Origin of the sequence: Enterobacter cloacae complex sp. 677-3DZ2D5B (genome assembly GCF_004136695.1) — a bacterium.
Lineage (GTDB): Bacteria > Pseudomonadota > Gammaproteobacteria > Enterobacterales > Enterobacteriaceae > Enterobacter > Enterobacter hormaechei_C.
On the sequence record NZ_QFLS01000006.1, the window covers coordinates 178,563 to 203,567 of the forward strand.

At 56.7% G+C, this 25,005-nt stretch carries 23 protein-coding genes; 11 read left to right on the forward strand and 12 right to left on the reverse strand.

Going from position 1 to position 25,005, the window contains the following annotated elements; all coding sequences use genetic code 11:
* Window positions 1–50 precede the first annotated feature (50 nt).
* Window positions 51–1,913 carry a bifunctional glutathionylspermidine amidase/synthase gene (gene gss, locus DD597_RS10695; RefSeq protein WP_129256171.1) on the reverse strand — a complete coding sequence of 621 codons (1,863 nt, stop codon included), beginning with the start codon at window positions 1,911–1,913 and terminating at the stop codon, window positions 51–53.
* Between the two features lie 183 nt (window positions 1,914–2,096).
* Between gss and yghU the strand changes: the two genes are divergently transcribed.
* Both yghU and fucR read left to right on the forward strand, forming a co-directional pair.
* Window positions 2,097–2,963 carry a glutathione-dependent disulfide-bond oxidoreductase gene (gene yghU, locus DD597_RS10700; protein ID WP_023314842.1) on the forward strand — a complete coding sequence of 289 codons (867 nt, stop codon included), beginning with the start codon at window positions 2,097–2,099 and terminating at the stop codon, window positions 2,961–2,963.
* Between the two features lie 76 nt (window positions 2,964–3,039).
* Window positions 3,040–3,789: an L-fucose operon activator gene (fucR, locus tag DD597_RS10705; RefSeq protein WP_023314843.1), complete on the forward strand. Its 750-nt coding sequence runs from the start codon at window positions 3,040–3,042 to the stop codon at window positions 3,787–3,789.
* A 2-nt stretch (window positions 3,790–3,791) separates the two neighbouring features.
* On the opposite strand, the gene DD597_RS10710 is transcribed toward fucR, so the two are convergent.
* Window positions 3,792–5,339 carry a methyl-accepting chemotaxis protein gene (locus DD597_RS10710; protein ID WP_003862469.1) on the reverse strand — a complete coding sequence of 516 codons (1,548 nt, stop codon included), beginning with the start codon at window positions 5,337–5,339 and terminating at the stop codon, window positions 3,792–3,794.
* 152 nt (window positions 5,340–5,491) lie between these two features.
* Here DD597_RS10710 and DD597_RS10715 point away from each other — a divergent pair, with 152 nt between their 5' ends.
* Window positions 5,492–6,532 (forward strand): aldo/keto reductase, encoded by a 1,041-nt coding sequence (locus DD597_RS10715; protein ID WP_129256172.1) that lies wholly within the window; start codon window positions 5,492–5,494, stop codon window positions 6,530–6,532.
* A gap of 58 nt (window positions 6,533–6,590) precedes the next feature.
* Here the strand turns inward: DD597_RS10715 and DD597_RS10720 are convergent, their stop codons facing one another.
* Window positions 6,591–7,079, reverse strand: a complete 489-nt coding sequence (locus DD597_RS10720) for a TIGR00645 family protein (RefSeq protein ID WP_003862473.1) — start codon at window positions 7,077–7,079, stop codon at window positions 6,591–6,593.
* Between the two features lie 43 nt (window positions 7,080–7,122).
* A complete protein-coding gene (locus tag DD597_RS10725; protein WP_003862475.1) occupies window positions 7,123–7,626 on the reverse strand; it encodes an ESA_00282 family adhesion-associated protein in 504 nt (167 codons plus the stop codon).
* Window positions 7,627–7,728: 102 nt separating this feature from the next.
* Between DD597_RS10725 and DD597_RS10730 the strand changes: the two genes are divergently transcribed.
* Both DD597_RS10730 and DD597_RS10735 read left to right on the forward strand, forming a co-directional pair.
* Window positions 7,729–8,133, forward strand: a complete 405-nt coding sequence (locus DD597_RS10730; protein WP_045335726.1) for a hypothetical protein — start codon at window positions 7,729–7,731, stop codon at window positions 8,131–8,133.
* 1 nt (window position 8,134) lies between these two features.
* Window positions 8,135–8,560: a hypothetical protein gene (locus tag DD597_RS10735; RefSeq protein WP_003862479.1), complete on the forward strand. Its 426-nt coding sequence runs from the start codon at window positions 8,135–8,137 to the stop codon at window positions 8,558–8,560.
* 80 nt (window positions 8,561–8,640) lie between these two features.
* On the opposite strand, the gene exbD is transcribed toward DD597_RS10735, so the two are convergent.
* Window positions 8,641–9,066 carry a TonB system transport protein ExbD gene (exbD, locus tag DD597_RS10740; protein WP_001251472.1) on the reverse strand — a complete coding sequence of 142 codons (426 nt, stop codon included), beginning with the start codon at window positions 9,064–9,066 and terminating at the stop codon, window positions 8,641–8,643.
* A 4-nt stretch (window positions 9,067–9,070) separates the two neighbouring features.
* A complete protein-coding gene (gene exbB, locus DD597_RS10745) occupies window positions 9,071–9,802 on the reverse strand; it encodes a tol-pal system-associated acyl-CoA thioesterase (RefSeq protein WP_003862482.1) in 732 nt (243 codons plus the stop codon).
* Between the two features lie 251 nt (window positions 9,803–10,053).
* On the opposite strand from exbB, the gene metC reads away from it, so the two are divergent.
* Complete coding sequence (gene metC / locus DD597_RS10750) at window positions 10,054–11,241, forward strand: cystathionine beta-lyase (RefSeq protein WP_003862484.1); 1,188 nt, start codon at window positions 10,054–10,056, stop codon at window positions 11,239–11,241.
* Window positions 11,242–11,383: 142 nt separating this feature from the next.
* Window positions 11,384–12,043, forward strand: a complete 660-nt coding sequence (yghB, locus tag DD597_RS10755; RefSeq protein WP_003862486.1) for a DedA family general envelope maintenance protein YghB — start codon at window positions 11,384–11,386, stop codon at window positions 12,041–12,043.
* Window positions 12,044–12,086: 43 nt separating this feature from the next.
* On the opposite strand, the gene DD597_RS10760 is transcribed toward yghB, so the two are convergent.
* Window positions 12,087–12,986 (reverse strand): AraC family transcriptional regulator, encoded by a 900-nt coding sequence (locus DD597_RS10760; protein WP_003862489.1) that lies wholly within the window; start codon window positions 12,984–12,986, stop codon window positions 12,087–12,089.
* A 195-nt stretch (window positions 12,987–13,181) separates the two neighbouring features.
* Between DD597_RS10760 and yqhD the strand changes: the two genes are divergently transcribed.
* Both yqhD and dkgA read left to right on the forward strand, forming a co-directional pair.
* Window positions 13,182–14,345, forward strand: a complete 1,164-nt coding sequence (gene yqhD / locus DD597_RS10765; RefSeq protein WP_045342452.1) for an alcohol dehydrogenase — start codon at window positions 13,182–13,184, stop codon at window positions 14,343–14,345.
* Between the two features lie 105 nt (window positions 14,346–14,450).
* The gene (dkgA, locus tag DD597_RS10770; RefSeq protein ID WP_129256173.1) at window positions 14,451–15,278 is read left to right on the forward strand and encodes a 2,5-didehydrogluconate reductase DkgA; all 828 of its coding nucleotides are present in this window, start codon (window positions 14,451–14,453) and stop codon (window positions 15,276–15,278) included.
* Window positions 15,279–15,364: 86 nt separating this feature from the next.
* Here dkgA and DD597_RS10775 read toward each other — a convergent pair whose 3' ends face one another.
* The 5 genes from DD597_RS10775 to DD597_RS10795 all read right to left on the reverse strand — a co-directional run bounded on the left by DD597_RS10775 (window position 15,365) and on the right by DD597_RS10795 (window position 22,822).
* The gene (locus tag DD597_RS10775) at window positions 15,365–17,539 is read right to left on the reverse strand and encodes a YgiQ family radical SAM protein (protein WP_129256174.1); all 2,175 of its coding nucleotides are present in this window, start codon (window positions 17,537–17,539) and stop codon (window positions 15,365–15,367) included.
* Window positions 17,540–17,669: 130 nt separating this feature from the next.
* The gene (gene ftsP / locus DD597_RS10780) at window positions 17,670–19,082 is read right to left on the reverse strand and encodes a cell division protein FtsP (protein ID WP_017384056.1); all 1,413 of its coding nucleotides are present in this window, start codon (window positions 19,080–19,082) and stop codon (window positions 17,670–17,672) included.
* Window positions 19,083–19,143: 61 nt separating this feature from the next.
* A complete protein-coding gene (plsC, locus tag DD597_RS10785) occupies window positions 19,144–19,881 on the reverse strand; it encodes a 1-acylglycerol-3-phosphate O-acyltransferase (protein ID WP_003862497.1) in 738 nt (245 codons plus the stop codon).
* A 162-nt stretch (window positions 19,882–20,043) separates the two neighbouring features.
* Entirely contained in the window at window positions 20,044–22,302 is a 2,259-nt protein-coding gene (gene parC / locus DD597_RS10790) for a DNA topoisomerase IV subunit A (RefSeq protein WP_047654211.1), read from the reverse strand.
* A 118-nt stretch (window positions 22,303–22,420) separates the two neighbouring features.
* Entirely contained in the window at window positions 22,421–22,822 is a 402-nt protein-coding gene (locus DD597_RS10795) for a YgiW/YdeI family stress tolerance OB fold protein (protein ID WP_003862501.1), read from the reverse strand.
* Window positions 22,823–22,961: 139 nt separating this feature from the next.
* Here DD597_RS10795 and qseB point away from each other — a divergent pair, with 139 nt between their 5' ends.
* Together qseB and qseC are read left to right on the forward strand one after the other, a co-directional pair.
* Window positions 22,962–23,621 (forward strand): quorum sensing response regulator transcription factor QseB, encoded by a 660-nt coding sequence (gene qseB / locus DD597_RS10800; protein ID WP_023323747.1) that lies wholly within the window; start codon window positions 22,962–22,964, stop codon window positions 23,619–23,621.
* The gene (qseC, locus tag DD597_RS10805; protein ID WP_058674836.1) at window positions 23,618–24,967 is read left to right on the forward strand and encodes a quorum sensing histidine kinase QseC; all 1,350 of its coding nucleotides are present in this window, start codon (window positions 23,618–23,620) and stop codon (window positions 24,965–24,967) included. Before qseB ends, qseC begins: the two co-directional genes overlap by 4 nt.
* The last annotated feature ends 38 nt before the right edge of the window (window positions 24,968–25,005 follow it).

Below are 25,005 nucleotides of genomic sequence, written 5' to 3' on the forward strand. Positions count from 1 at the left end.
AAAAGCCCCCGCAGGTTATCCGGCGGGGGCTTTTTTGTCGCGGGTATGAATTAGTTATCCTTCACCACAATCAGCGGTTCAATATCGCTCTCTTTCTTCACCACCAGCGAGTTATCCCCACGCAGGCAGGTTCCGCCATAATTCCCGCCCACGGTAAAGGTGCAGACCTGAATGTATCTGCCGTCAACCTTCGGCAGGCACCATAGCTGCTGGTAGATATTCTTGCGGTCAACAAACTTGCCGCTGGACTGGTCCAGCAGTTCGTCCTGGGCGCCGATCAGAGCGATATTGCTCCCGCAGCGTCCGGCGATCGGTTTAACGGCATAACCGGTCCGTTTGAGCAGATCGTTGACCTCAAAATCGGTATCCAGCAGGTAACGGTGGTTCGGGAAGAGCTGCCACAGCACCGGCAGGATCGCCTTGTTACCTGGGATCACCGTCCACAGCGGTTCAAAGACCAGCACTTCCGGGCGCAGCAGGACGTCAATCAGGCGCACTTCACCTTGCGGGTGACCGGTGCGGATAGGCACGGCGGCGTACTCGGTTTCGCTCACCTCGCGGATCTGCTCAATCGCCGTTTCCCAGGCCCAGGTTTTCCATACGCAGTTAACGTGACGGCCTTCATCATCAATCAGTTGCCCGGCGGCATCCCAGCTCAGCGCGCCCAGTCCATGCAGGATTTTGGTTTCAAACCCGGCCTGGATCAGCGAGCGCTGAATAAAGAGCGCGTGGTAATCCTCTTCAATATCGTTGTCCTGCATGATATGGACGAACGGCCGCGCGTGGCTGTGCTTCCATGCGCCGGTCAGCTCCTCCAGCAAGCCTTCCGCCGGATTGTGGCCGGTGCCGCGATAGCCGTTTTTCACCCACTCTTCAAGAATCAGCCCGCCCTCGGTATGGCAGGAGGCGGAATCCGCGTTGTACTCGTAAACCTTAATGCCGCGCTCATCCATGCAGAAATCCATACGACCGGTGATCATATGGTGGCGACGCCACTGCCAGGAGAGGCGCAGACGCGGCCAGAGGATTTTTGGGATGTCGAAAAGCGCGAGTAAGCTGTCGTCTTTCAGCACCTTGTCGGTGGCATGAAGGTACATCAGGTGCAGTTCGTTGGTGGCTTTGATCAGCTCCTGCTCGGCGCTTTCGGTAATGGTGAAGTACTGGCAGGGATCGTTGTTGATAACGTGGCCGTTGGCGCGAACGTACGCCTGTTGCAGGGCGTCGTTTTCATTGAGCCATTTTCCGTCGAACTGGCGGTTGTTCTTCAACCGCGCGCCGCTGATTTTCAGCAGTTCACCGTCGATCTCCGGCTGAGGAATACTGTGTTCCGTCTCCTCCGTCTGGATCATCCAGCCGAGGATCTCGGTATCGTTGAACGTGTCATGAAGCGTATAGCAACCGTCCTCCACGCTCAGACGCAGCTCGCGCGTCCACTGCTGCCCCATCGGCAGCGGGGAGTGAATAACGTTCTGCTCGGCAATGCGCACTCTGTCATCCAGCAGCTGGGTAATGACGGCGACGTGGCCGGTCTCATGAAACTCACCGCCCTTTTGCCAGATGAGCAGCGCACCGGCCTGCGGCGCGCGTTTTGAGCCATTGGCAAAGGCCTGTAGCGGCAGAATATTGTCGTTTACCACCTGGCGCAAAAAACGCAGGGAGAAGATCTCCCACGCCATCCCGACGTCGGTAAAGACAAACCCGTGATTGAGAAACAGGAAACGGCGCGCAAACTCAACGCACTGCCATTTATGGCCCATGTACTCGTTGCCGATATAGCTGCGGAATTCCGCATCTTCCGGGTAGTGACGCGGATCGAGACTGCCGTAATTTGAAGAGTAAATCGCCACGCCACCCGGCGCATAACCTAATAACGTCCCGAAGGGGGCGTCACTGCTTAACGTTCCTTTACGCATGTGTCCAACCTAAAACAGGCAGGCGGCAATTTTTTTGTGGGGTTGTCGTCGTCTGCACGTTGTAATTAACTGACAGAGGTGGCGTTATCATACACCCGCCCTGCCCATTACGCTCGCATCGTTAAACGGTTCCTGCATCTCCTGCTACACTGCCTCAACACAACACCAAAGAGGCAGGCCAACATGTCAGATAACACCTATCAGCCACCGAAAGTGTGGGAATGGAAACAGAATAACGGCGGCGCGTTCGCCAATATCAACCGTCCCGTCTCGGGCGCGACGCACGAGAAAGAGCTACCTGTGGGCGCGCACCCGCTCCAGCTGTACTCTCTCGGTACGCCGAATGGACAGAAAGTTACCATCATGCTGGAAGAGCTGCTGGCGCTGGGCGTGACGGGCGCGGAATACGACGCATGGTTGATCCGCATTGGCGAGGGCGATCAGTTCTCCAGCGGTTTTGTCGACGTGAACCCGAACTCGAAGATCCCGGCCCTGCGTGACCACTCCACCACCCCGCCGACGCGCGTCTTTGAATCCGGCAATATCCTGCTCTATCTGGCCGAGAAATTTGGTCACTTCCTGCCAAAAGATCCGGCAGGACGAACGGAAACCCTGAACTGGCTGTTCTGGTTACAGGGCGCGGCCCCGTTCCTCGGCGGCGGTTTTGGCCACTTCTATAACTACGCGCCAGTGAAGATTGAGTACGCTATCGATCGCTTCACCATGGAAGCTAAACGCCTGTTCGACGTGCTGGACAAACAGCTGGCGCGCGGTCGTTACGTAGCGGGTGAGGAATATACCATTGCGGATATGGCAGTCTGGCCATGGTTTGGCTGCGTGGCGCTGGGCAGCGTCTATAACGCCGCCGAGTTCCTGGATGCCGGGAAGTACACCAACGTGCAGCGCTGGGCAAAAGATGTGGCGAATCGTCCGGCCGTGAAACGCGGGCGCATTGTTAACCGTACCAACGGCGAGCTGAACGAGCAGTTGCATGAGCGTCATTCAGCAAGCGACTTCGATACCCAGACGGAAGATAAACGTCAGGCCTGATCCATGACCGGGCGGTTCGCCGCCCTTATTCCGCGATGAGAAAAATGCGTCAGCACGCGTGCGCAAGGAGCCTCGTATGTCAGACCAGACGCTAAAAGCGACCCGACAGCAGAGCCTTATCACCCTGCTGAGTCAAAGCGACTGGCTGACTACCGAGGTGCTGGCTGAAAAGCTCTCCGTCAGCAAAGAGACGATCCGCCGGGATCTGAAGTCGTTGCAGCAGCAGGGGAAGCTTCTGCGCCAGCACGGGCGCGCGCGTCTGATTCACCCGGACAGCCGCGACAGCGGTGAACCCTTTGGCGCACGCCTGAAAAGCCATTATGCCGACAAAGCCGATATTGCCCGCCACGCGCTGGGCTGGATCAGCGAAGGGATGACCATCGCCCTCGACGCCAGCTCAACCTGCTTTCATCTGGCGCGCCAGTTGCCGGACATCGACCTCACCGTATTTACCAACAGCCTGCCTGTCTGCCACGAGATGGCAAAGCGCGAGCGGATCACGCTTATCTGCTCCGGCGGAACGCTTGAGCGTAAGTATCGCTGCTATGTTAATCCGGCGCTGGTGACGCAGCTAAAAGGGCTGGAGATCGATCTGTTTATCTTCTCGTGTGAAGGGGTCGATGAGCATGGCGTCCTCTGGGATCCGTCCGAGCACAACGCGGGCTTTAAGGCGCTGCTGTTAAACCGCGCCAGCCAGTCGCTGCTGCTGATCGACAAAAGTAAATTTATGCGGGCAAGCGAAGTGAAAATTGGTCAGCTGTCGCAGGTAACACAGATTATTCAGAGCGATAAACGTCAGGCCGCCAGAGACGGCCTGACACGATGAGGTTACGCGGTGAGACGGAATTTCTGCACTGAGCGCTGGAGTTCTTCGGTCTGCCGTTCCAGTGCGGCGGCGGCGGCGGAAACCTGCTCCACCAGCGAGGCGTTCTGCTGGGTCACGCCGTCCATCTGCGTGATGGCAACGCCGACCTGAGAAATTCCTTTGCTCTGCTCCTCTGACGCGGTGGCGATCTGCTTCATAATGACGGTCACTTCCGTCACGTCGCGCAGGATTGCTTCCATCGTGGTGCCGGTATCGTTCACCAGTTGCGCCCCCTGCTCCACGCGGGCAACGGAATCCGCAATCAGCCCTTCGATCTCTTTGGCCGCATTCGCGCTGCGGCTGGCCAGATTACGTACCTCACCCGCCACGACCGCAAAGCCTCGCCCCTGCTCCCCGGCCCGGGCGGCTTCCACCGCGGCGTTCAGCGCCAGAATATTAGTCTGGAAAGCGATGCTGTTGATAACGGTGGTGATTTCAGCGATTTTTTTCGAGCTGTCCGAAATGCCGCTCATGGTCGTAACCACATCTTCCACCAGCGACCCGCCGCGGCTGGCCGTGCTGGAGGCGACATCCGCAAGCTGGCTGGCCTGGCGCGCGCTTTCGGCATTCAGCTTCACCGTTGCGGTAAGCTGCTCCATGCTGGCCGCGGTCTCTTCCAGCGCGGCGGCCTGCTCTTCGGTACGCGAAGAAAGATCGTTATTCCCGCTGGAGATCTCCGTTGCCCCGCGCCAGATATTCTCGCTGCCGGAACGAATCGTGCTGACCGCCTCCCGCAGGCTGTCCTGCATTGCACTCAGCAGCGGTACCAGTTGCCCCACGCAGTTGCGGCCCAAAGATTCAATCGGCTGGCTGAGGTCGCCCTGCGCAATCTGGCGGAACTGCTGACGGATACGATCCAGCGGTTTTACCAGTATCGCCACCAGGTAGCGGTCGGTGAACAGCAGGATCAGCAGACCCACGATCGTGGCGGTGATAATTACCGTCCGGGTCATGCTGGTGAGGCCGTCGACCACCACGCGCGTGCTGTCGAGCGCCTTCGCCGCGGTATTGTTAAAGTTCTCAGCCGCTGACCCGAATGCACGGCTTAGCGGCGGCGTGACGTTGTTGGCATGCTGACGATAGCCTTCGAGCGTCGCCTGCTTCGCCTGCGCCATCTGCGGTGTAACGCCCTGATCGAGCAGCGCCTGCCAGGTGGAAATCACCTGCGCAGACACCTTTTCATCCATCGGGCCCGGGGAGATAGCTTTCATCTCTGCCAGCTTTTTACTCATGTTATCCAGCGCCTGCTGAGCAGGAGCCAGGTCCGGCGTGCCGCCCGCCGCTTTAACTTCCATTGCCCGGCTCAGGCGGGTGACGAAACGGAAATACTGATCGTTGCCCTGGCTCAGCACCGTCATTTGCCGGACCAGCTGGCGGTCAACGTCATTACCATCAGAAACACGAGACAGAGACCAGGTGCTGTAAAGCCCCACGCCTGCCCACATGACACAAAAGATCCCCAGTATCGTCAGCATGACGAAACGGATGGTGAAATTACGAAGCATCTTCATTGAGTATTCCTTGCCGTGAGGGTGAATTCGCCCAGAGGCGAGTACTCCCCTCGTTATCGGCAGATACTGTAGAAAATATACTTTTTTCGTTATCGAGTCGGCATAGAATGAAAACGTTGTTTCGAAAATTCACCGACAAGAAAGGAGACATCATGTCCTGGCACCCTTACACCGGCCGATACGAAAACATGCAGTACCGATACTGCGGCAAAAGCGGCCTGCGCTTACCGGCACTGTCGCTGGGCCTGTGGCACAGCTTCGGTCACGTTCAGCCGCTCGATTCCCAGCGCGCGCTGCTGCGTAAGGCCTTCGATCTCGGCATTACCCACTTTGATCTTGCCAACAACTACGGCCCCCCTCCGGGCAGCGCTGAAGAGAATTTTGGCCGCCTGCTGCGGGAGGATTTTGCCGGGTATCGTGACGAGCTGATCATCTCCACCAAAGCGGGCTACGACATGTGGCCAGGACCGTATGGTTCGGGCGGTTCACGTAAGTACCTGCTCGCCAGCCTCGACCAGAGCCTGAACCGCATGGGTGTGGAGTATGTGGATATTTTCTATTCTCACCGCGTAGACGAAAACACGCCGATGGAAGAGACCGCCGCCGCGCTGGCACACGCGGTGCAGAGCGGTAAAGCGCTGTATGTCGGCATTTCGTCTTACTCCACGGAACGCACGGCGGCGATGACCGAATTGCTGCGCGAGTGGAAGATCCCGCTTTTGATCCACCAGCCGTCTTACAACCTGCTTAACCGCTGGGTCGACAAGACCGGCCTGCTGGACGCGCTGGAGAAAAACGGAACGGGCTGTATCGCCTTTACCCCGCTGGCACAGGGCCTGCTCACCGGAAAATACCTGAACGGCATTCCGGACGGTTCACGTATGCAGCGCGAAGGGAAAAAAGTGCGCGGCCTGACGGAGAAAATGCTGACGGAAGCCAACCTGAGCAGCCTTCGTCTGCTGAACGAGATGGCGCACGCGCGCGGGCAGACGATGGCGCAGATGGCGCTAAGCTGGTTGTTGAAAGATGAGCGTGTAACGTCGGTACTGATTGGCGCGAGCCGCCCGGAGCAGCTGGAAGAGAACGTTCAGGCGCTGAATAACCTGCGCTTTAGCGAAGATGAACTGATGCGGATTGACCAGCACGTTGCGGATGGTGCGCTGAATTTGTGGCAGGCGTCGTCGGATAAATAGTGCGGCCTGCTGCCCTTACCACGCCCCCTCTCCCACAGGGAGAGGGGGCGTGGTGAATTTATTTCTTACTGATCTTATCCAGATACCCCATCACAAACGCCGACAGCACAAACGTCAGGTGGATAATCACATACCACATCAGCTTATTATCCGGGACGTTTTTCGCGTCCATAAAGACGCGTAACAGGTGAATAGACGAAATTGCAACAATCGACGCCGCGACTTTATTCTTCAGCGATGAGGCGTCCATTTTCCCCAGCCAGCTGAGCTTTTCTTTGTGCTCGGCGATATCAAGCTGAGAGACGAAATTCTCATAACCGGAGAACATCACCATCACCAGTAATCCTCCCACCAACGTCATATCTACCAGCGACAGTAGAACCAGAATCAAATCGGCTTCTGCCACGGAGAAAATGTTTGGCAGGACGTGGAATATCTCCTGAAAGAACTTAATCGTCAGGGCGACCAGCGCCAGGGAGAGACCAAAATAGACGGGTGCGAGCAGCCAGCGAGAGGCATACATTGCGTTTTCAAAGAAGCGTTCCATAAAATCCTGTCTGCAAACGAAACCAGCGCTGAGTATATCTCAACTATACCTCGTTGGGATCTACATCCGGACGCGCATACTCCGGCCAGACCAGCGCGACCAGTTCCGGGTAGGCTTCCAGGCTAAACTCGCGAAAACACTGGCGCAGATTTAATACATCTAAATCGGAGTACGACACCTTCTCGCCATTCAGACAGCGCTTTTTGATATTGTCGTAATATTTATAAACCGCCGAATTAAGGTCGCTACAGCGGCGCTGCGCGTCGAACAGGCCGGGCGTATCATTAATTTCGGCCATTTTCATTCGCTTAATTGTCGCATGGAGGAAATCGATATATTCGTGATTTACTCGCCAGTACCAGACCGGCGTCACGGCGTTCATCAATACGGAGAAATGATCTTCCCCCTCCTCTTTCGACATCAATTCAGGCTGCGGCGGTTCACTGACGTCTTTTGACACTTTCGTTTTATTGAACTCTTGCATCAATAAAAGCACGCCAGCGGTCAGTAAAAGTAACGTTATGACCGTGAAGAAAATGCTGTTCATGGGTAGGCTCCATTTTTTTTGATTTTAAAATTGCCTCATGATATTGTCAACGAATCTCACCCTTTTTCCAACCCCACCTTTTTGAAATTAAAGGAAATTAAAATGCTGCCCGACAATCTTGTCCCGGCAAAGTACCACATTACGCCTGTGGAACAGCCTTCGACGGAAGCAGATAAAGAGGCGAATTTCACTCAAGGAAAAAGAAAACTCTCCGACTATGAAGCCGACATATTAATTGGTGTTTCACGCACTGGCAAATCCCGTAATATGGTGCTGGAAGAGCACGATCGCCATTTAAAAGAGCGTTTATTTCGCGCGATCAAGATTGAAGCCTTAGTTCATCTGCTGAATGATTTACAGGCCGAAGGGGAAATAGACGCCCAGACGCTAAGTCAAATAATGGTCGAGAAAACGCAGCAAATAAATGAAGCCGGCAATGAAATTTGGCTTAATTTAATTACGCGTGAAAAAAACAATCCCATTTTTTATAACCTGGGGGAAGATTAACGTGAATGATGATAGCGGTAATAACGTTTATTTGACTTTAGATGATAAAAAAAGCGATGAATTTATCTTAAAGCAGAATCTCGATGCCCTGAAAAAGATAAAAAATGACGAGATGACGCGAATTACGCAGGATTTGGTTTCGATTCCGGCCACGCTGGTACGCCTGAAATGGCAGAACCGTCGGGAGATTTACGCCTTGCAGGCCAAGGAGGAGATATACGGCGCGGTGATGAACGCCATTATTGAACAGCGTCCTGAGCTTAAAGAGAAGATCCTCGGGCGACTGGAGGCGAACTATCAGTACCTGCTGGCACGCGAGACAGCCACCCTGCGCCTGACCCGTAAACTCTCGGAAGGCAATTACCGTACATCAAACGTGACCTGTGTGGCGCTTGATGAAGAGGCGCCGACGGCACCTTCAGAGTGAGACAACAATGATTGTTGCGGAATGCAGGCCGGGTAAGGCGACGCCGCCACCCGGCAGGCAAGGCTGCAAGAGCCTTCGTTTTACTTCGCGGCCGCTTTCTCTTCGCCGACCAGACCAATCTTCAGGTATCCCGCCTGATGCAGCGTGTCCATTACCTTCATCATGGTTTCATAATCGACGGTTTTATCCGCGCGGAAGAAGACGGTGGTGTCTTTCTTGCCGCCGGTGAGCTGGTCCAGCGCCGGAATAACCGAGGCATCCGTTACCGGATCGTTGCCCAGGAACATGGACTTATCGGCCTTCACGGACAGGTAGATAGGCTTTTCCGGACGCGGCTGCGGCTGGCTGGAGGACGCAGGCAGATTCACCTTCACGTCCACCGTCGCCAGCGGTGCGGCAACCATAAAGATAATCAGCAGAACCAGCATGACGTCGATAAACGGCGTCACGTTGATCTCATGCATTTCACCGTTATCGTCCAGATTTTCATTAAGACGCATTGCCATACAATCAACCTACGCGCAGTTTGGACGCCGCATGAACCGGTTTAACGGCGCTGGCGTTCAGGTCCAGATCGCGGCTTTGCAGCAGCAGAACCTGCGCGGCAACGTCACCCAGTGTGGCTTTGTAACTGCCAATCATGCGCGCGAAGATGTTATAGATAACAACCGCCGGGATAGCGGCAACCAGACCGATAGCCGTTGCCAGCAGCGCTTCTGCGATACCCGGCGCGACGACCGCAAGGTTAGTGGTCTGCGTCTGGGCGATACCGATAAAGCTGTTCATGATGCCCCAGACGGTACCGAACAGGCCGACGAACGGGGAGATAGCGCCGATAGTCGCTAGGTAGCCGTTACCGCGGCCCATATGACGACCCACGGCCGCAACGCGACGCTCCAGACGGAAGCCGGTACGCTCTTTAATGCCTTCGTTATCTTCACTGCCTGCGGAGAGTTCCAGCTCGTTCTGCGCTTCGTTCACTAACAGGGTAGTCAGGCTTTTCGCATGGAAGGATGAGGTGATATCAGAAGCCTGATCCAGAGAACGGGCTTCCGCCAGCTGCTTCTGCTCACGCTTGAGGCGGCGTTTTTGTGAAAGAAGTTCGGCGCTCTTGCTGAAGAAGATAGCCCAGGTGATCACGGACGCCAGAATCAGGCCGATCATCACAATCTTAACTACGATGTCAGCATGTTGATACATGCCCCAAACGGAGAGATCCGTCTGCATCAAATTATTACCCACTCTGTATCTCCAGGACGCAAATCACAAAATCTGAACGTAATAATATCAAAACGTCGTCGAATTGATAGTAGTTCTCATTAGTATTTACATAGTGCCGTAATTTTCGCTCACTTTCCTTGCGCTTACGCAGTAAAAATTTCTTATGCGAATTTTTGATAATATTTTCTGCTTATTCGATAAGCATCCGGATGCACATTCTGACAATCGTGGTAGTCTGGACGTCCAGACGTATAAAAATTGGGTTAGCGAACATGACTAAAAAGCAGCTTGAGACCACGCTGGTGCAGGCAGGACGCAGTAAGAAATACACTCAGGGCTCGGTCAACAGCGTGATCCAGCGCGCCTCCTCGCTGGTGTTTGATACCGTTGAAGATAAAAAAATCGCTACGCGTAATCGCGCGAAGGGCGGGCTGTTTTACGGTCGTCGTGGCACGTTAACCCATTTCTCGTTGCAGGAAGCCATGTGCGAACTGGAGGGCGGCGCGGGCTGCGCGCTGTTCCCGTGCGGCGCGGCGGCGGTCGCCAATACCATTCTGGCGTTTGTGGAACAGGGTGACCACGTCCTGATGACCAATACCGCTTACGAGCCAAGCCAGGACTTCTGCACCAAAATACTCAGCAAGCTCGGCGTCACCACCAGCTGGTTCGATCCGCTGATTGGGGCCGGTATTGCCGGGCTTATTCAGCCCAACACGCGCGTTGTGTTCCTGGAATCTCCCGGCTCCATCACCATGGAAGTGCATGACGTCCCGGCCATCGTGAAGGCGGTGCGCAGCATAGCGCCGGAAGCGATCATCATGATCGACAACACCTGGGCGGCAGGTGTGCTGTTTAAAGCCCTGGAATTTGACATCGATATCTCCATTCAGGCGGCGACCAAATACCTGATTGGCCATTCCGACGGCATGATCGGTACGGCGGTATCTAACGCCCGCTGCTGGGATCAATTGCGTGAAAACGCCTACCTGATGGGCCAGATGGTGGATGCCGATACCGCCTACATGACCAGCCGGGGCATCCGTACGCTCGGCGTGCGTCTGCGTCAGCATCACGAAAGCAGCCTGCAAATTGCACAGTGGCTGGCGCTGCATCCGCAGGTGGAGCGCGTTAACCATCCGGCGCTGCCGGGCAGCAAAGGCCATGAATACTGGCAACGTGACTTTACGGGCAGCAGCGGGTTGTTCTCATTTGTACTTAAAAAGCGCCTGAATGACGCCGAACTGGCAAGCTATCTGGATAACTTTACCCTCTTCAGCATGGCCTATTCATGGGGTGGGTTTGAATCGCTGATCCTGCCCAACCAGCCGGAGCAGATTGCGGCCCTGCGCCCGGGCGGCGAGGTGGACTTCGAAGGGACCTTAATCCGCCTGCATATCGGGCTGGAAAATGTGGACGATTTAATTGCGGATTTATCGGCAGGATTTGAGCGCATCGTGTAAAGTGCTGACTGAAATGTACTCCCCGGACGCAATTCTGAACACCGCAAGCAGAAAAGTCTGTATGAGATGCGCCTGCGATCAACCCCGACAGGCAAAATTGGGAGTACAATAGCGTTATATCTGCTGTTCCACAGGAAAGTCCATGGCTGTTATTCAAAATATCATCACGGCGCTCTGGCAACACGATTTTGCCGCGCTGGCGGACCCGCATGTCGTCGGGATTGTCTATTTCGTGATGTTCGCGACGCTGTTTCTGGAGAATGGACTACTGCCAGCCTCATTTTTACCCGGCGACAGCCTGCTCCTGCTCGCAGGGGCGTTAATCGGCAAGGGCGTGATGGACTTCGCACCGACAATGGTGATCCTCACTTCTGCGGCCAGTCTCGGCTGTTGGCTGAGCTACCTGCAAGGGCGCTGGCTTGGAAACACCCGCGTGGTGAAAGGCTGGCTGGCACAGCTGCCGCATAAATATCACCAGCGCGCCACCTGCATGTTTGACCGCCACGGCCTGCTGGCGTTACTTGCCGGGCGTTTTCTGGCGTTTGTTCGCACCCTGTTGCCTACCATGGCGGGTATTTCAGGCCTCCCTAACCGCCGCTTCCAGTTCTTCAACTGGCTGAGCGCTCTGCTCTGGGTGGGCGTGGTCACCACGCTCGGCTACGCGCTGAATATGATCCCGTTTGTTAAGCGCCATGAAGACCAGGTGATGACGTTCCTGATGGTGCTGCCGATCTTCCTGCTGGTTGCGGGCCTGGTCGGCACAATCGCGGTGGTGATTAAGAAGAAGTATTGCAGCGCCTGATACCCCATCCTGATTCTCTTCCCGCGGGGAGAGAATCAAAAGCCTAAGCGCCCTGCATCGTTCTGATGCGCGACGCATCTTCCCCCGGCGTGACGCCGAAGTAGCGCTTAAACTCCCGACTAAACTGCGACGCGCTTTCATACCCAACCCGCATCGCCGCGGCGCTGGCCTTCATGCCATCGTGGATCATCAGCATCCGCGCCTTATGTAGACGGTAGGTTTTGAGGTACTGCAACGGCGACGTGCTGGTGACGGATTTAAAGTTATGGTGAAACGCCGAGACGCTCATATTGGCTTCCGCCGCCAGCTGGTCAACGCTGAGGTTTTCCGTGTACTGGCTCTCAATGCGCTTGAGCACGCGGCTAATCAGGCTAAAGTGCGTCTGGCGGCTTACCAGCGCCAGCAGCGCCCCGCCGCCCGGCCCGAGCAGCACATGGTAAAGAATTTCGCGGATAATCTGCTTTCCGAGAATACGCGCATCCAGCGGCCTTTCCATCACGTCTAACAGGCGTTCAATCGCGCAGAGAATTTCCTCCGATAGGGTCGCGGAGTTGATACCGCTTGCCGCCATCGACGGCCGGAAAAGTTCGTCCTCCCCAATATCCATCAGCAGCTCCTGCAACTGGAGGATGTCGACGTTGACGCGGATCCCGGCCAGCGGCACCTCCTCTGTCGCGAAAGTTTCACATTCGAAGGGTAAAGGTACTGTCAGAAGCAGATATTCATTGGTGTCGTAACGGAACACGCGCTCATTGATATAGCCAATCTTATGGCCAGAAAAGAGAAACACGATGCCGGGCTGATACATCACCGGGGTGCGCGTCCCGGGCTGGGTACCGTACAGCAATCGAATATCCGGCAACAGCTCAGCCGAATCATTTCCGTTATCAATCAGTGTCTTAATCTGCGACGTTAGCTGGCGGCAGATGGCATCACGGTTCATTTTCAGTTACTCCGGGTACGGTTTCCGACGCTGACAGTGTGCGCATTTTCTTACCGTTTCTCCAGCGCGCTGTAGAAATGGGCAAGACATCGGCAGGAATGTGCATTGAGAGGATAGCGCCTGCCCGCCACAATGAGCAGCATCAGGTTGCCTTCTGCGCCACCACGATTTTTTACCCACTACAGGGAACAAGCCATGAACAACTTTAATCTTCATACCCCAACCCGCATTCTGTTTGGTAAAAACGCTATCGCTGACCTGCGCGCGCAAATCCCGACGGACGCCCGCGTCCTGATTACCTACGGCGGCGGCAGCGTGAAAAAAACCGGCGTACTGGATCAGGTGTACAGCGCTCTGGAAGGTCTGGACGTGCGCGAGTTCGGCGGTATCGAGCCTAACCCGTCTTATGAAACGCTGATGAACGCGGTAAAAATCGCCCGCGACGAGCAGATCACCTTCCTGCTGGCGGTGGGCGGCGGTTCCGTGCTGGACGGCACCAAATTCATCGCGGCGGCGGCCCATTACGCTGACGGCATCGACCCGTGGCATATTCTGGAAACGGGCGGCAGCGACATCAGCAGTGCGATCCCGATGGGCTCCGTGCTGACGCTGCCGGCCACCGGATCAGAGTCCAACAAAGGCGCGGTCATCTCCCGTAAAACCACCGGTGACAAGCAGGCCTTTATGAACGAACACGTTCAGCCCGTGTTCGCGATCCTCGATCCGGTTTACACCTATACCCTGCCTGCGCGTCAGGTGGCGAACGGCGTGGTCGACGCCTTTGTTCACACCGTTGAGCAGTACGTTACTTACCCGGTAAACGCCAAAATTCAGGATCGTTTCGCGGAAGGCATTCTACTGACGCTGATTGAAGAAGGTCCGAAAGCGCTGAAAGAGCCTGAAAACTACGACGTGCGTGCCAACGTGATGTGGGCAGCCACCCAGGCGCTGAACGGCCTGATCGGCGCAGGCGTGCCGCAAGACTGGGCTACCCACATGCTCGGCCACGAGCTGACGGCGATGCACGGCCTGGATCACGCCCAGACGCTGGCGGTGGTTCTGCCTGCGCTGTGGAACGAAAAACGTGACGCTAAACGCGCCAAACTGCTCCAGTACGCCGAACGCGTGTGGAACATCACCGACGGTTCCGACGATGCGCGTATCGATGCCGCGATTGAAGCCACCCGTCACTTCTTTGAAAGCCTGAGCGTGCCAACGCGTCTCTCTGGCTACGGCCTGGACGGCAGCTCCATCCCTGCCCTGCTGGCGAAACTGGAAGCACACGGTATGACGCAGATCGGCGAGCATGGCGACATCACCCTTGACGTCAGCCGTCGTATTTACGAAGCGGCACGCTAAGCGTTTTTAGGATCCTGACTTTCGTTTTTTGACATTTCGTCCAGACTTAATGCACATCACATCGTCGGAGGTTCCCTCCGGCGATGAGCACCTGAAGGAGGAAAAATGGCAAACCAAACCGTAATCAAGCTACAGGACGGCAACGTGATGCCCCAGCTGGGGCTAGGTGTATGGAAAGCCGGTAACGACGAGGTCGTCTCCGCCATTCATAAAGCCCTGGAAGTCGGCTATCGGTCCATCGATACCGCCGCCGCCTATAAAAACGAGGACGGCGTGGGAAAAGCGCTTGCCAGCGTCGGCGTTCCCCGGGATGAGCTTTTCATCACCACCAAGCTGTGGAACGACGATCAAAAGCGTCCCCGCGAAGCGTTGCAGGAGAGTCTGGAGAAACTCCAGCTCGATTTCGTCGATCTTTATCTCATGCACTGGCCGGTACCGGCTATCGACCATTACGTTGATGCCTGGAAAGGGATGATTGAACTGCAAAAAGAGGGGCTGATAAAAAGCATCGGCGTCTGTAATTTCCAGGTTCATCATCTGCAACGCCTGATTGATGAAACGGGCGTCGCGCCGGTGATTAACCAGATTGAGCTGCACCCGCTGATGCAGCAGCGCCAGCTTCATTCATGGAACGCCACGCACAAGATCCAGACCGAATCCTGGAGCCCGCTGGCCCAGGGCGGCGAAGGGGTGTTTGACCAGAAAATCATCCGTGAACTGGCGGATAAGTACGGTAAAACCCCGGCGCAGATCGTCATTCGCTGGCATCTGGATAGCGGTCTGGTGGTGATCCCGAAATCGGTCACGCCATCGCGTATCGCCGAGAACTTCGACGTCTGGGATTTCCGCCTGGATAAAGACGAGCTGGGTGAAATTGCGAAGCTGGATCAGGGCAAGCGGCTTGGGCCGGACCCGGATCAGTTTGGCGGGTAATCCCCTCACCCTGCCCTCTCCCCGGAGGGGAGAGGGTTAGACCTGTAGACCCGGTAAGCACAGCGCCACCGGGCATTGTTACAGGTTTAACCGGTCTTACGTTTTACGTTCTTCTTCGTTCCCGCAACACCATTCGAACGCTGATGCGCAATCGGGGTATGTTTGGTCAGCGCCGGGCGCGTGTTGCGGTTCTGGCGGCGCGCTTCGCGCATCTCTTCCAGCGTTGGCGCAGGCACCAGGCAATCACGACGCGAGCCGATCAGGTGCTTTTTCCCCATCTCTTCCAGCGCCTGGCGGATCAGCGGCCAGTTTTTCGGATCGTGATAGCGCAGCAGCGCTTTATGCAGACGGCGCTGTTTATCCCCTTTCGGCACCACCACGTCTTCGCTCTTATAACCAATCTTACTCAGCGGGTTTTTGCCGGTGTAATACATGGTCGTCGAGTTGGCGAGCGGCGACGGGTAGAAGTTCTGCACCTGATCCAGACGGAATCGACGCTGCTTCAGCCACAGCGCCAGGTTCACCATGTCTTCATCACGGGTGCCGGGGTGTGCGGAGATGAAGTATGGGATCAGATACTGCTCTTTCCCCGCCTGTTTTGAATAGGTATCAAACAGCTGTTTAAAGCGGTCATAGCTGCCCATGCCCGGCTTCATCATTTTGGACAGCGGGCCTTCTTCGGTGTGCTCCGGGGCGATCTTCAGATAACCGCCAACGTGGTGCGTCGCCAGCTCTTTGATGTAGCGCGGATCTTCCACCGCAATGTCGTAACGCACGCCGGAGGCGATCAGGATCTTCTTGATGCCTTTCAGGTCACGGGCGCGACGGTAAAGATTGATCGTCGGCTCGTGGTTGGTGTCCATATGCTCGCAAATGCTCGGATAGACGCAGGAGAGACGACGGCAGGTCTGCTCGGCGCGCGGCGATTTACAGCGCAGCATGTACATGTTGGCCGTTGGACCACCCAGATCGGAGATCACGCCGGTAAAGCCCGGCACCGTGTCGCGAATCGCTTCGATCTCGTTAACAATCGACTCTTCGGAACGGCTCTGAATAATACGGCCTTCGTGTTCGGTGATCGAACAGAATGAGCACCCGCCGAAGCAGCCGCGCATGATGTTGATTGAGAAACGGATCATCTCATACGCCGGAATACGGCTGTTGCCATATGACGGATGCGGTACACGCTTGTACGGCAGAGCAAACACGCTGTCCATCTCTTCGGTAGAGAGCGGGATCGCCGGCGGGTTAACCCAGATATAGCGCTCGCCGTGCTTTTGCATCAGCGCTCGCGCGCAGCCGGGGTTGGTTTCATGGTGTAAGATGCGCGACGCGTGGGCGTAGAGTACTTTATCGCTTTTTACTTTTTCGTAGGACGGCAGCAGCACATAGGTTTTTTCCCACGGCTTCGGACGCGGCGGCTGCACCACCACGGCCTTTGCTTCCGCTTTTTTCGGCTCAACCGGTTTGTTATCCGCGCACGGCAGATCGTCACCGTACGGATGCGGGATAGGATCGATTTTGCCCGGCATATCGATAATGCGGGAATCCACCCCGCTCCAGCCCGGCAGCGCCTCTTTCACCATGATCGCGGTGTTGCGCACGTCGCGGATCTCGCTGACCGCTTCGCCCTGCGCCAGACGGTGTGCCACCTCTACCAGCGGACGCTCACCGTTACCGAAGATCAGCATGTCGGCTTTCGAATCCACCAGCACCGAACGGCGCACGGTGTCGGACCAGTAGTCATAGTGTGCGGTACGGCGCAGGCTCGCTTCGATGCCGCCCAGGATCACCGGCACGTCTTTCCATGCTTCTTTGCATCGCTGGGTGTAGACGAGGGTCGCGCGATCGGGACGTTTACCCGCCACGTTGTCAGCCGTATAAGCGTCGTCATGGCGCATCTTACGGTCGGCGGTATAGCGGTTGATCATCGAGTCCATGTTGCCCGCGGTCACGCCGAAAAACAGGTTAGGCTTGCCCAGACGCATAAAGTCGTCTTTGCTGTTCCAGTCAGGCTGGGAGATGATCCCCACGCGGAAGCCCTGGGCTTCAAGCATACGGCCACAGATCGCCATGCCAAAGCTCGGGTGATCGACATACGCATCGCCCGTCACCAGAATGATATCGCAGCTGTCCCAGCCCAGTTGATTCATCTCTTCCCGGGACATCGGCAGGAACGGCGCCGGTCCAAAGCAGGCTGCCCAGTACTGGGGCCAGGAGAAGAGGTCGCGATCCGGCTGGATCAGGGAAATAGCGCTCATAATGCTTCCGAAGAAAAAATAGACAAAAGGAGCGGGATTATACGCTGGTTTACCGGGGGAAATGAAGGGGTATTGTGCGGGCTGTTGCCCTCACCCCAACCCTCTCCCACAGGGAGAGGGAGAAAGTGTTTTACGGTGCCGGATTCACCAGCATCTGCCCTACCGATCCCCTGTCCATCATCTCCAGCGTCTGGCTGTGGAACAGGAACGGGAAGTGCGGCCAGGAAGGCTGGCCGTAGTAGACGAGCAGTTCGACCTGGCCATCCACCCAGACGGTATCTTTCCAGCCCCTGTCTTCCGGGAACGGCATCGCCCCGTTGACGTTGCGGATCAGGAATGACACCCCTTCAATATGGAACGACTGCGGCATCTCCGAGCGGACGGTCCAGCGCTCCCATGTTCCCTGTTGGGCGGTGATATCAATGCGGTTTACGTCCCACAGCGCACCGTTGATGCCCGGATCGTCGCCAAGGCTGATATCGCGACTGCGTACTGCCGGGCCGGTCACAATTTCCTGCGGCAGCAGGCGCATCGGCAGGCTGTCGGTCACCAGCGGCAACAGGCCGGTCGGGCGCAGCGTCAGCACCAGCGTGGAGACCAGAACGCTCGACGGTTCAAAGAAGCCACGAATACGGTCAACAATGCTTGCCGCTTCGCCGCAGGTCACGGACACTTCATCCCCGTTGGTCATATCCACGAGGATCTCACGACGTTCGCCCGGTGCCAGCGCCAGCTGTTTTACCGACACCGGCGCAGGTAATAACCCCTGATCGCCTGAAATCACGTGCAGCGCGCGGCCGTCGCTCATCTGCAACTGATAGCGACGCGAGTTAGAAGCATTCAGCAGACGCAGGCGCACCCAGCCACGAGACACTTCAACATACGGGCTTTGCGCGCCGTTAACCAGCAGCGTATCGCCGACAAAACCACCGCTGCCCGGCTCGCTGTACTCCGGCGTGCCGAAGTTATCCAGCCGCTTGTCCTGAATAATGATCGGGAAATCATCGACGCCGTAGTGATTCGGGATCGGCAGCGTTTTGCTGACCTCATCTTCAATCAGCCACATTCCGGCCAGGCCGTTGTAGACCTGCTGGGCGGTGCGGTTCGGGGTGTTGGCGTGATACCACAATGTCGCCGCGCTCTGACGAATCGGGAGGACGGGCGCCCAGTCGGCATTCGGCGACATCATGCGTGCCGCGCCGCCAATCAGCGGCCCCGGCACCTGCAAACCACTGACGGTCATCGCGACATTTTCCGTCGTACGGTTGCTGTAGATGAGCTTAACGTCATCGCCATTCCACACGCGAATGGTCGGCCCGAGGTAGCGTCCGTTAATGCCCCATACCTGCGCGCGCGTTCCCTGGGTAAAGGACCAGTGGCTACGCTGAAGCGTGAGGAATAGCGGCTGCCCGCGACGGGATTCAATCAACGGCGGAATAGGCAGCGGCTGTTGCTGCCCGGCGGCGCTGGCTGTCCGCGGCATCGCACCCGCACAAAGGGCGATACCCGAAGCCTGAATAAACTGACGCCGACTGAGTGACATATAAGCTCCATCTGAAACGACTAACAACGCGGGAATTCGTTTTCCCTTACACGACACCGGGTTAAATCTTACCGGCGGCTTCTCGCTCTGCAACTTCTTTATCGAGCTGCGCAATATGCTGAGCCATCAGCTCGCGGCAGTGCGTGGCCAGCTCGCGCACTTGGTCTTTACCGTATTTAGAGGTATCTACCGGCGGCAGCATTTCGACAATGACCAGTCCGTTATTCAGACGGTTAAGATTAATCTTATTCGATGTATTGGAAACACACACGGGAATAATTGGAACGCCAGCCGCAATTGCAGCATGAAACGCGCCGGTCTTGAACGGCAGCAGGCCGCGACCACGGCTGCGCGTCCCTTCCGGGAACATCCAGATGGAAATCCGGCGCTTTTTAAACTGATCCACCACTTCCGCAATGGTGCCATGCGCTTTGGCGCGGTTGTTGCGGTCAATCAGCAAGTTACCGGTGAGCCAGTACAGCTGGCCGAAAAAGGGGATCCACAGCAGGCTTTTTTTGCCCACGGTTACGGTCGGCGGAAGAACAATATTTGAGGCCGTCACCATATCGTAGTTGTTCTGATGGTTAGCGATATAGATGGCGTTACCGAAATTCTCCGCCCCTTCAGGCAGACGCTTTTCAACCTTCAGGCCAAACAGCGGCGCAAGACGACCAAACATGTGGCCAAACGTCGCGACATGCTTTGGGTTACGCGGGCTGAACAGGCAATAAATCGATCCGAAAATACAGACCAGAATGCAATAAATAACGGTAAGAATGAGACGAACAATGTATAGCATAGCGACCTCTGAAGCCCTGACAGCTGACAATTATACTTCACCTGTGGCCAGGTAAGGACTTTATTACGAGCGCGTATTGTTAATCGCAACGCACGAATTAACAACGTTTTTACGGGAAATTTTATGGTAATACCCCCTCCGGAAAGAGGGGGATGAAACAGGTTACTCTTCGCTGTCGTCCGCTTTGCTGCGCGCCGGCGAGTCAATCTCCACGCGGTCGATTCGCTGGAGGCCGCGCATCAGTGAGCCGCGACGTCCGCGCTCACCCACCACCTTCTGCAACTCTTCCGGACGCAGTTTGATTTTACGCTTGCCGACATGAATGGTCAGCGTGCTCTGCGGCGGCAGCAGGAAGAGATGCGCGAGGCTATCTTCGCCTTTTGCCGCTTCCGCTGACGGGATACTGATGATCTTGTTGCCCTTGCCTTTCGACAGCTCCGGCAAATCGCTGACCGGGAACATCAGCATACGTCCGGCAGCGGTGATCGCCAGCAGCATGTCGCTTTCGTTCTCGATGATCAGCGGCGGCATGACGTGTGCGTTATCCGGCAGGCTAATCAGCGCTTTACCGGCACGGTTACGCGACACCAGATCGTTGAAGGTACAGATAAAGCCGTAGCCCGCATCAGACGCCATCAGCAGTTTTTGATCGTCGGCTTCCATCAGCATATGCTCAACCGTGGCACCCGGCGGCAGCGTCAGCTTACCGGTTAGCGGTTCGCCCTGGCCGCGCGCAGACGGCAGCGTGATCGGGTCAATGGCGTAGCTGCGGCCCGTGGAGTCGATAAACGCCACCGGCTGGTTACTCTTGCCCTTCACCGCCGCCTTGAAGCTGTCACCGGATTTGTAGCTCAGACCCGGCGCGTCGATATCGTGGCCTTTGGCGCTACGCACCCAGCCGCTCTGGGAAAGCACGATGGTTACCGGCTCGGACGGCAGCATGTCGTGCTCGTTCATCGCCTTCGCCTCTTCGCGCTCGTGCAGCGGAGAACGACGGTCGTCGCCAAAGGCGTCGGCATCGGCCTGCAACTCTTTCTTCAGCAGAGTGTTCATCTTGCGCTCGGACGCCAGAATCGCCTGAAGCTGATCGCGCTCTTTTTCCAGCTCGTTCTGCTCGCCGCGGATCTTCATCTCTTCAAGTCTGGCGAGATGGCGCAATTTCAGTTCGAGGATCGCTTCGGCCTGGGTTTCGCTGATGCCAAAGCGCGACATCAGGGCAGGCTTAGGTTCGTCCTCGGTACGAATGATCTCGATCACTTCGTCAATGTTGAGGAACGCCACCAGCAAACCTTCGAGGATATGCAGGCGCTTAAGCACTTTTTCCAGGCGATGGTTCAGACGACGGCGCACCGTATCGCGGCGGAAGGCCAGCCATTCGGTAAGGATCTCCAGCAGGTTTTTCACCGCCGGACGACCGTCCAGACCAATCATGTTCAGGTTGATGCGGTAGCTTTTTTCCAGATCGGTAGTGGCGAACAGGTGGTTCATCACCTGCTCCATATCCACGCGGTTAGAACGCGGCACAATCACCAGACGGGTCGGGTTTTCGTGGTCCGATTCATCACGCAGGTCGTCCACCATCGGCAGCTTTTTATTGCGCATCTGGGTGGCGATCTGTTCCAGCACTTTGGCACCCGACACCTGGTGCGGCAGCGCGGTGATCACCACGGCACCATCCTCTTTATTCCACACCGCGCGCATGCGCACGGAGCCGCGACCGTTCTGGTAGATTTTGCGGATTTCCGCACGCGAGGTGATGATCTCGGCTTCGGTCGGATAGTCCGGCCCCTGCACGATATCCAGCAAATCGTCCAGCGAGGTTTTTGGCTGCTCAATCAGGGTGATGGCCGCTTTTGCCACTTCACGCAGGTTGTGCGGCGGAATGTCCGTCGCCATGCCCACGGCGATACCGGTCGTGCCGTTCAGCAGGATGTTCGGCAGACGCGCAGGCAGCATTTTCGGCTCCTGCATCGTACCGTCGAAGTTTGGCACCCAGTCGACCGTGCCCTGCCCCAGCTCGCCCAACAGCACTTCGGCATATTTAGACAGGCGAGATTCGGTATAACGCATTGCCGCGAAGGATTTCGGATCGTCCGGCGCCCCCCAGTTCCCCTGGCCATCCACCAGCGGATAGCGATAAGAAAACGGCTGGGCCATCAGCACCATCGCTTCATAGCAGGCGCTGTCGCCGTGCGGATGGTATTTACCCAGCACGTCGCCGACGGTACGGGCGGATTTCTTAAACTTGGCGGTAGCATTCAGCCCCAGTTCGGACATCGCATAGACGATGCGGCGCTGAACGGGCTTCAGGCCATCCCCGATAAACGGCAACGCCCTGTCCATGATGACGTACATGGAGTAGTTCAGGTAGGCATTTTCCGTGAATTCATGTAGCGCGAGGCGCTCTGCCATATCGCTCATTACGTGTGATTCCTCAACTCAGAAACCGATGGGTTTCAGGCAATATTGCCGCAGATACTACCTCATCTGGCGAGTTGAGTCACAAAGAAAAAGGGCCGCTCATGCGGCCCTTTCCGGGTTATTTGTTCAGCTTGATAACCTGCTTCACGTCGATTTCAAACTCGTTCCAGTCTTTATCGATTTTACCCTGGAGTTCGACTTTATCCTGCGGCGTCACCGTCACGCCGTTCCAGCGCTTGTGGTCGATCTCCACCACCACCGTGCCGCTTTCATCGCGGAAGGTGTAACGGTCATCGGACAGGCGCTCGGTAATGTTCCCGCGCAGCTTCACCCAGGCATCGTCCTTCAGGTCTTTCACTTTAGCCGCGGTGGTGAGGTTGGCGTTGTTATCGACAAAGCCACCCTGCTGGGTTTGCGTCTGATTCTGTGTCGCAGATGGGCCAGAGAAGCCACCCTGTGCAGCGAAGACAGGGGCCGTGGTCATCATCATGATGGCAGCAATTGCAGCGAATTTTTTCATCTTTATCTCTCCCTTTAATGTCGTTTCACAATCCATTAAACAGGGTAAACCTTAACAACTTCTTAAGGGGAAAATTTATTTATTTTTACTGTACAGCAGGCGCTTGCAGAAGGTTTACTGACGGCATCAAGGAGGAAATATGCGCATTTTACTGGTAGAAGACGACAAGCTCATTGGCGACGGCATCAAAGCGGGCTTAAGCAAAATGGGCTTTAACGTGGACTGGTTTACCGACGGGAAAACCGGGCAGGCGGCCCTGTACACCGCGCCGTATGATGCCGTGGTGCTTGATCTGACGCTGCCGGAAATCGACGGGCTTGAGATCCTGCGCGCCTGGCGCGAAAGCGGAAAGAGCGAACCGGTGCTGATCCTGACCGCGCGGGATGCGCTGAATCAGCGCGTCGAAGGGTTACGCCTGGGGGCGGATGATTACCTGTGTAAGCCGTTCGCGCTGATTGAAGTGGCGGCCCGCCTCGAAGCGCTGGTACGCCGCAGCCACGGTCAGGCGCGCAGCGAGTTGCGTCACGGCAAGGTCACGCTCGATCCGGCAAGCCTTGTCGCCACGCTGGAGGGCGAAACGCTGGTGCTCAAACCCAAAGAGTTCGCCCTGCTGGAACTGCTGATGCGCAACGCGGGCCGCGTGCTGCCGCGCAAGGCCATCGAGGAGAAGCTCTACAACTGGGATGATGACGTCTCCAGCAACGCTGTCGAAGTCCACGTTCATCATTTACGCCGCAAGCTCGGCAGCGACTTTATCCGCACCGTGCACGGCATCGGTTATACCCTGGGTGACGCATGAAACTGACCCAACGCCTGAGCCTGAAGCTGCGCCTGACGCTCCTCTTTTTGCTGCTGTCCCTGGCGGCCTGGTTTGCCGCAAGCGTGGTGGCCTGGCACCAGACGACCGACAAGCTCGATAAGCTGTTCGATACCCAGCAGATGCTGTTTGCCAAACGGCTGCTGACGATGGACGTGGACGAACTTCGCGCCCCGGAACGCATGCGCGAGGTGCCGAAAAAAGCCAAACACGGCCATCTTGACGACGATGCGCTGGCCTTCGCAATCTTCACCGCCGACGGCAGCATGGTGCTTAACGACGGCGAAAACGGGCGCGACATACCTTACCTCTACCGCCGGGACGGGTTTGATGACGGTCGGTTGCAGGATGACAACGACGAATGGCGTTTCCTGTGGCTGACTTCTCCGGACGGGAAATACCGCGTGGTGGTTGGCCAGGAGTGGGAGTACCGACAGGATATGGCGCTGGACGTGGTCAGCTCGCAGCTGACGCCGTGGCTGGTGGCGCTGCCCATAATGCTGCTGTTGCTGATTGTTCTGCTGAGCCGGGAACTGAAACCGCTGAAAAACCTGGCGCAGACCCTGCGCTCGCGCTCCCCGGATGCGACCGATACGCTGCCCACCCACGGCGTGCCGACGGAGGTTCGCCCCCTGCTTGATGCGCTTAACCATCTTTTCGCCCGTACGCAGGAGATGATGGCCCGCGAGCGTCGCTTCACCTCGGATGCCGCCCATGAGTTGCGCAGCCCGCTGGCCGCGCTGAAGGTGCAAACCGACGTGGCGCAGCTTTCCCTTGACGATCCCGGGGCGCAGTCTAAAGCGCTGGGGCAATTGCACGCAGGCATCGACCGCGCCTCCCGGCTGGTGGATCAGCTTCTCACCCTGTCGCGCCTGGATTCACTGGATAATCTTGATGACGTCGAACCCGTGATGATGGCCGATTTGCTGCAATCCGCGGTGCTGGATATCTGGCATCCGGCGCAGCAGGCGGGCATTGATGTTCGGCTCAACGCTAATGCGCCCGAGGTGATGCGTCACGGACAGCCGCTACTGCTGAGCCTTCTGGCGCGTAACCTGCTGGACAACGCCGTTCGTTACAGCCCGCGCGGCAGCGTGGTGGACGTGACGCTGAACACCCAAAGCTTTACCGTGCGCGACAACGGCCCGGGCATTTCAACCGATGCGCTGACGCGTCTCGGCGAGCGCTTTTATCGTCCACCGGGCCAGGACGCCACCGGCAGCGGTCTGGGGTTGTCTATCGTCAAGCGTATCGCGGCGTTGCACGGGATGCGCGTCTCGCTGGGCAATGCGCCGGAAGGGGGTTTTGCGGTGACCGTCAGCTGGTAAGATTATTGCGCTGAGCGCAAAAGACTTTGCACATTTTG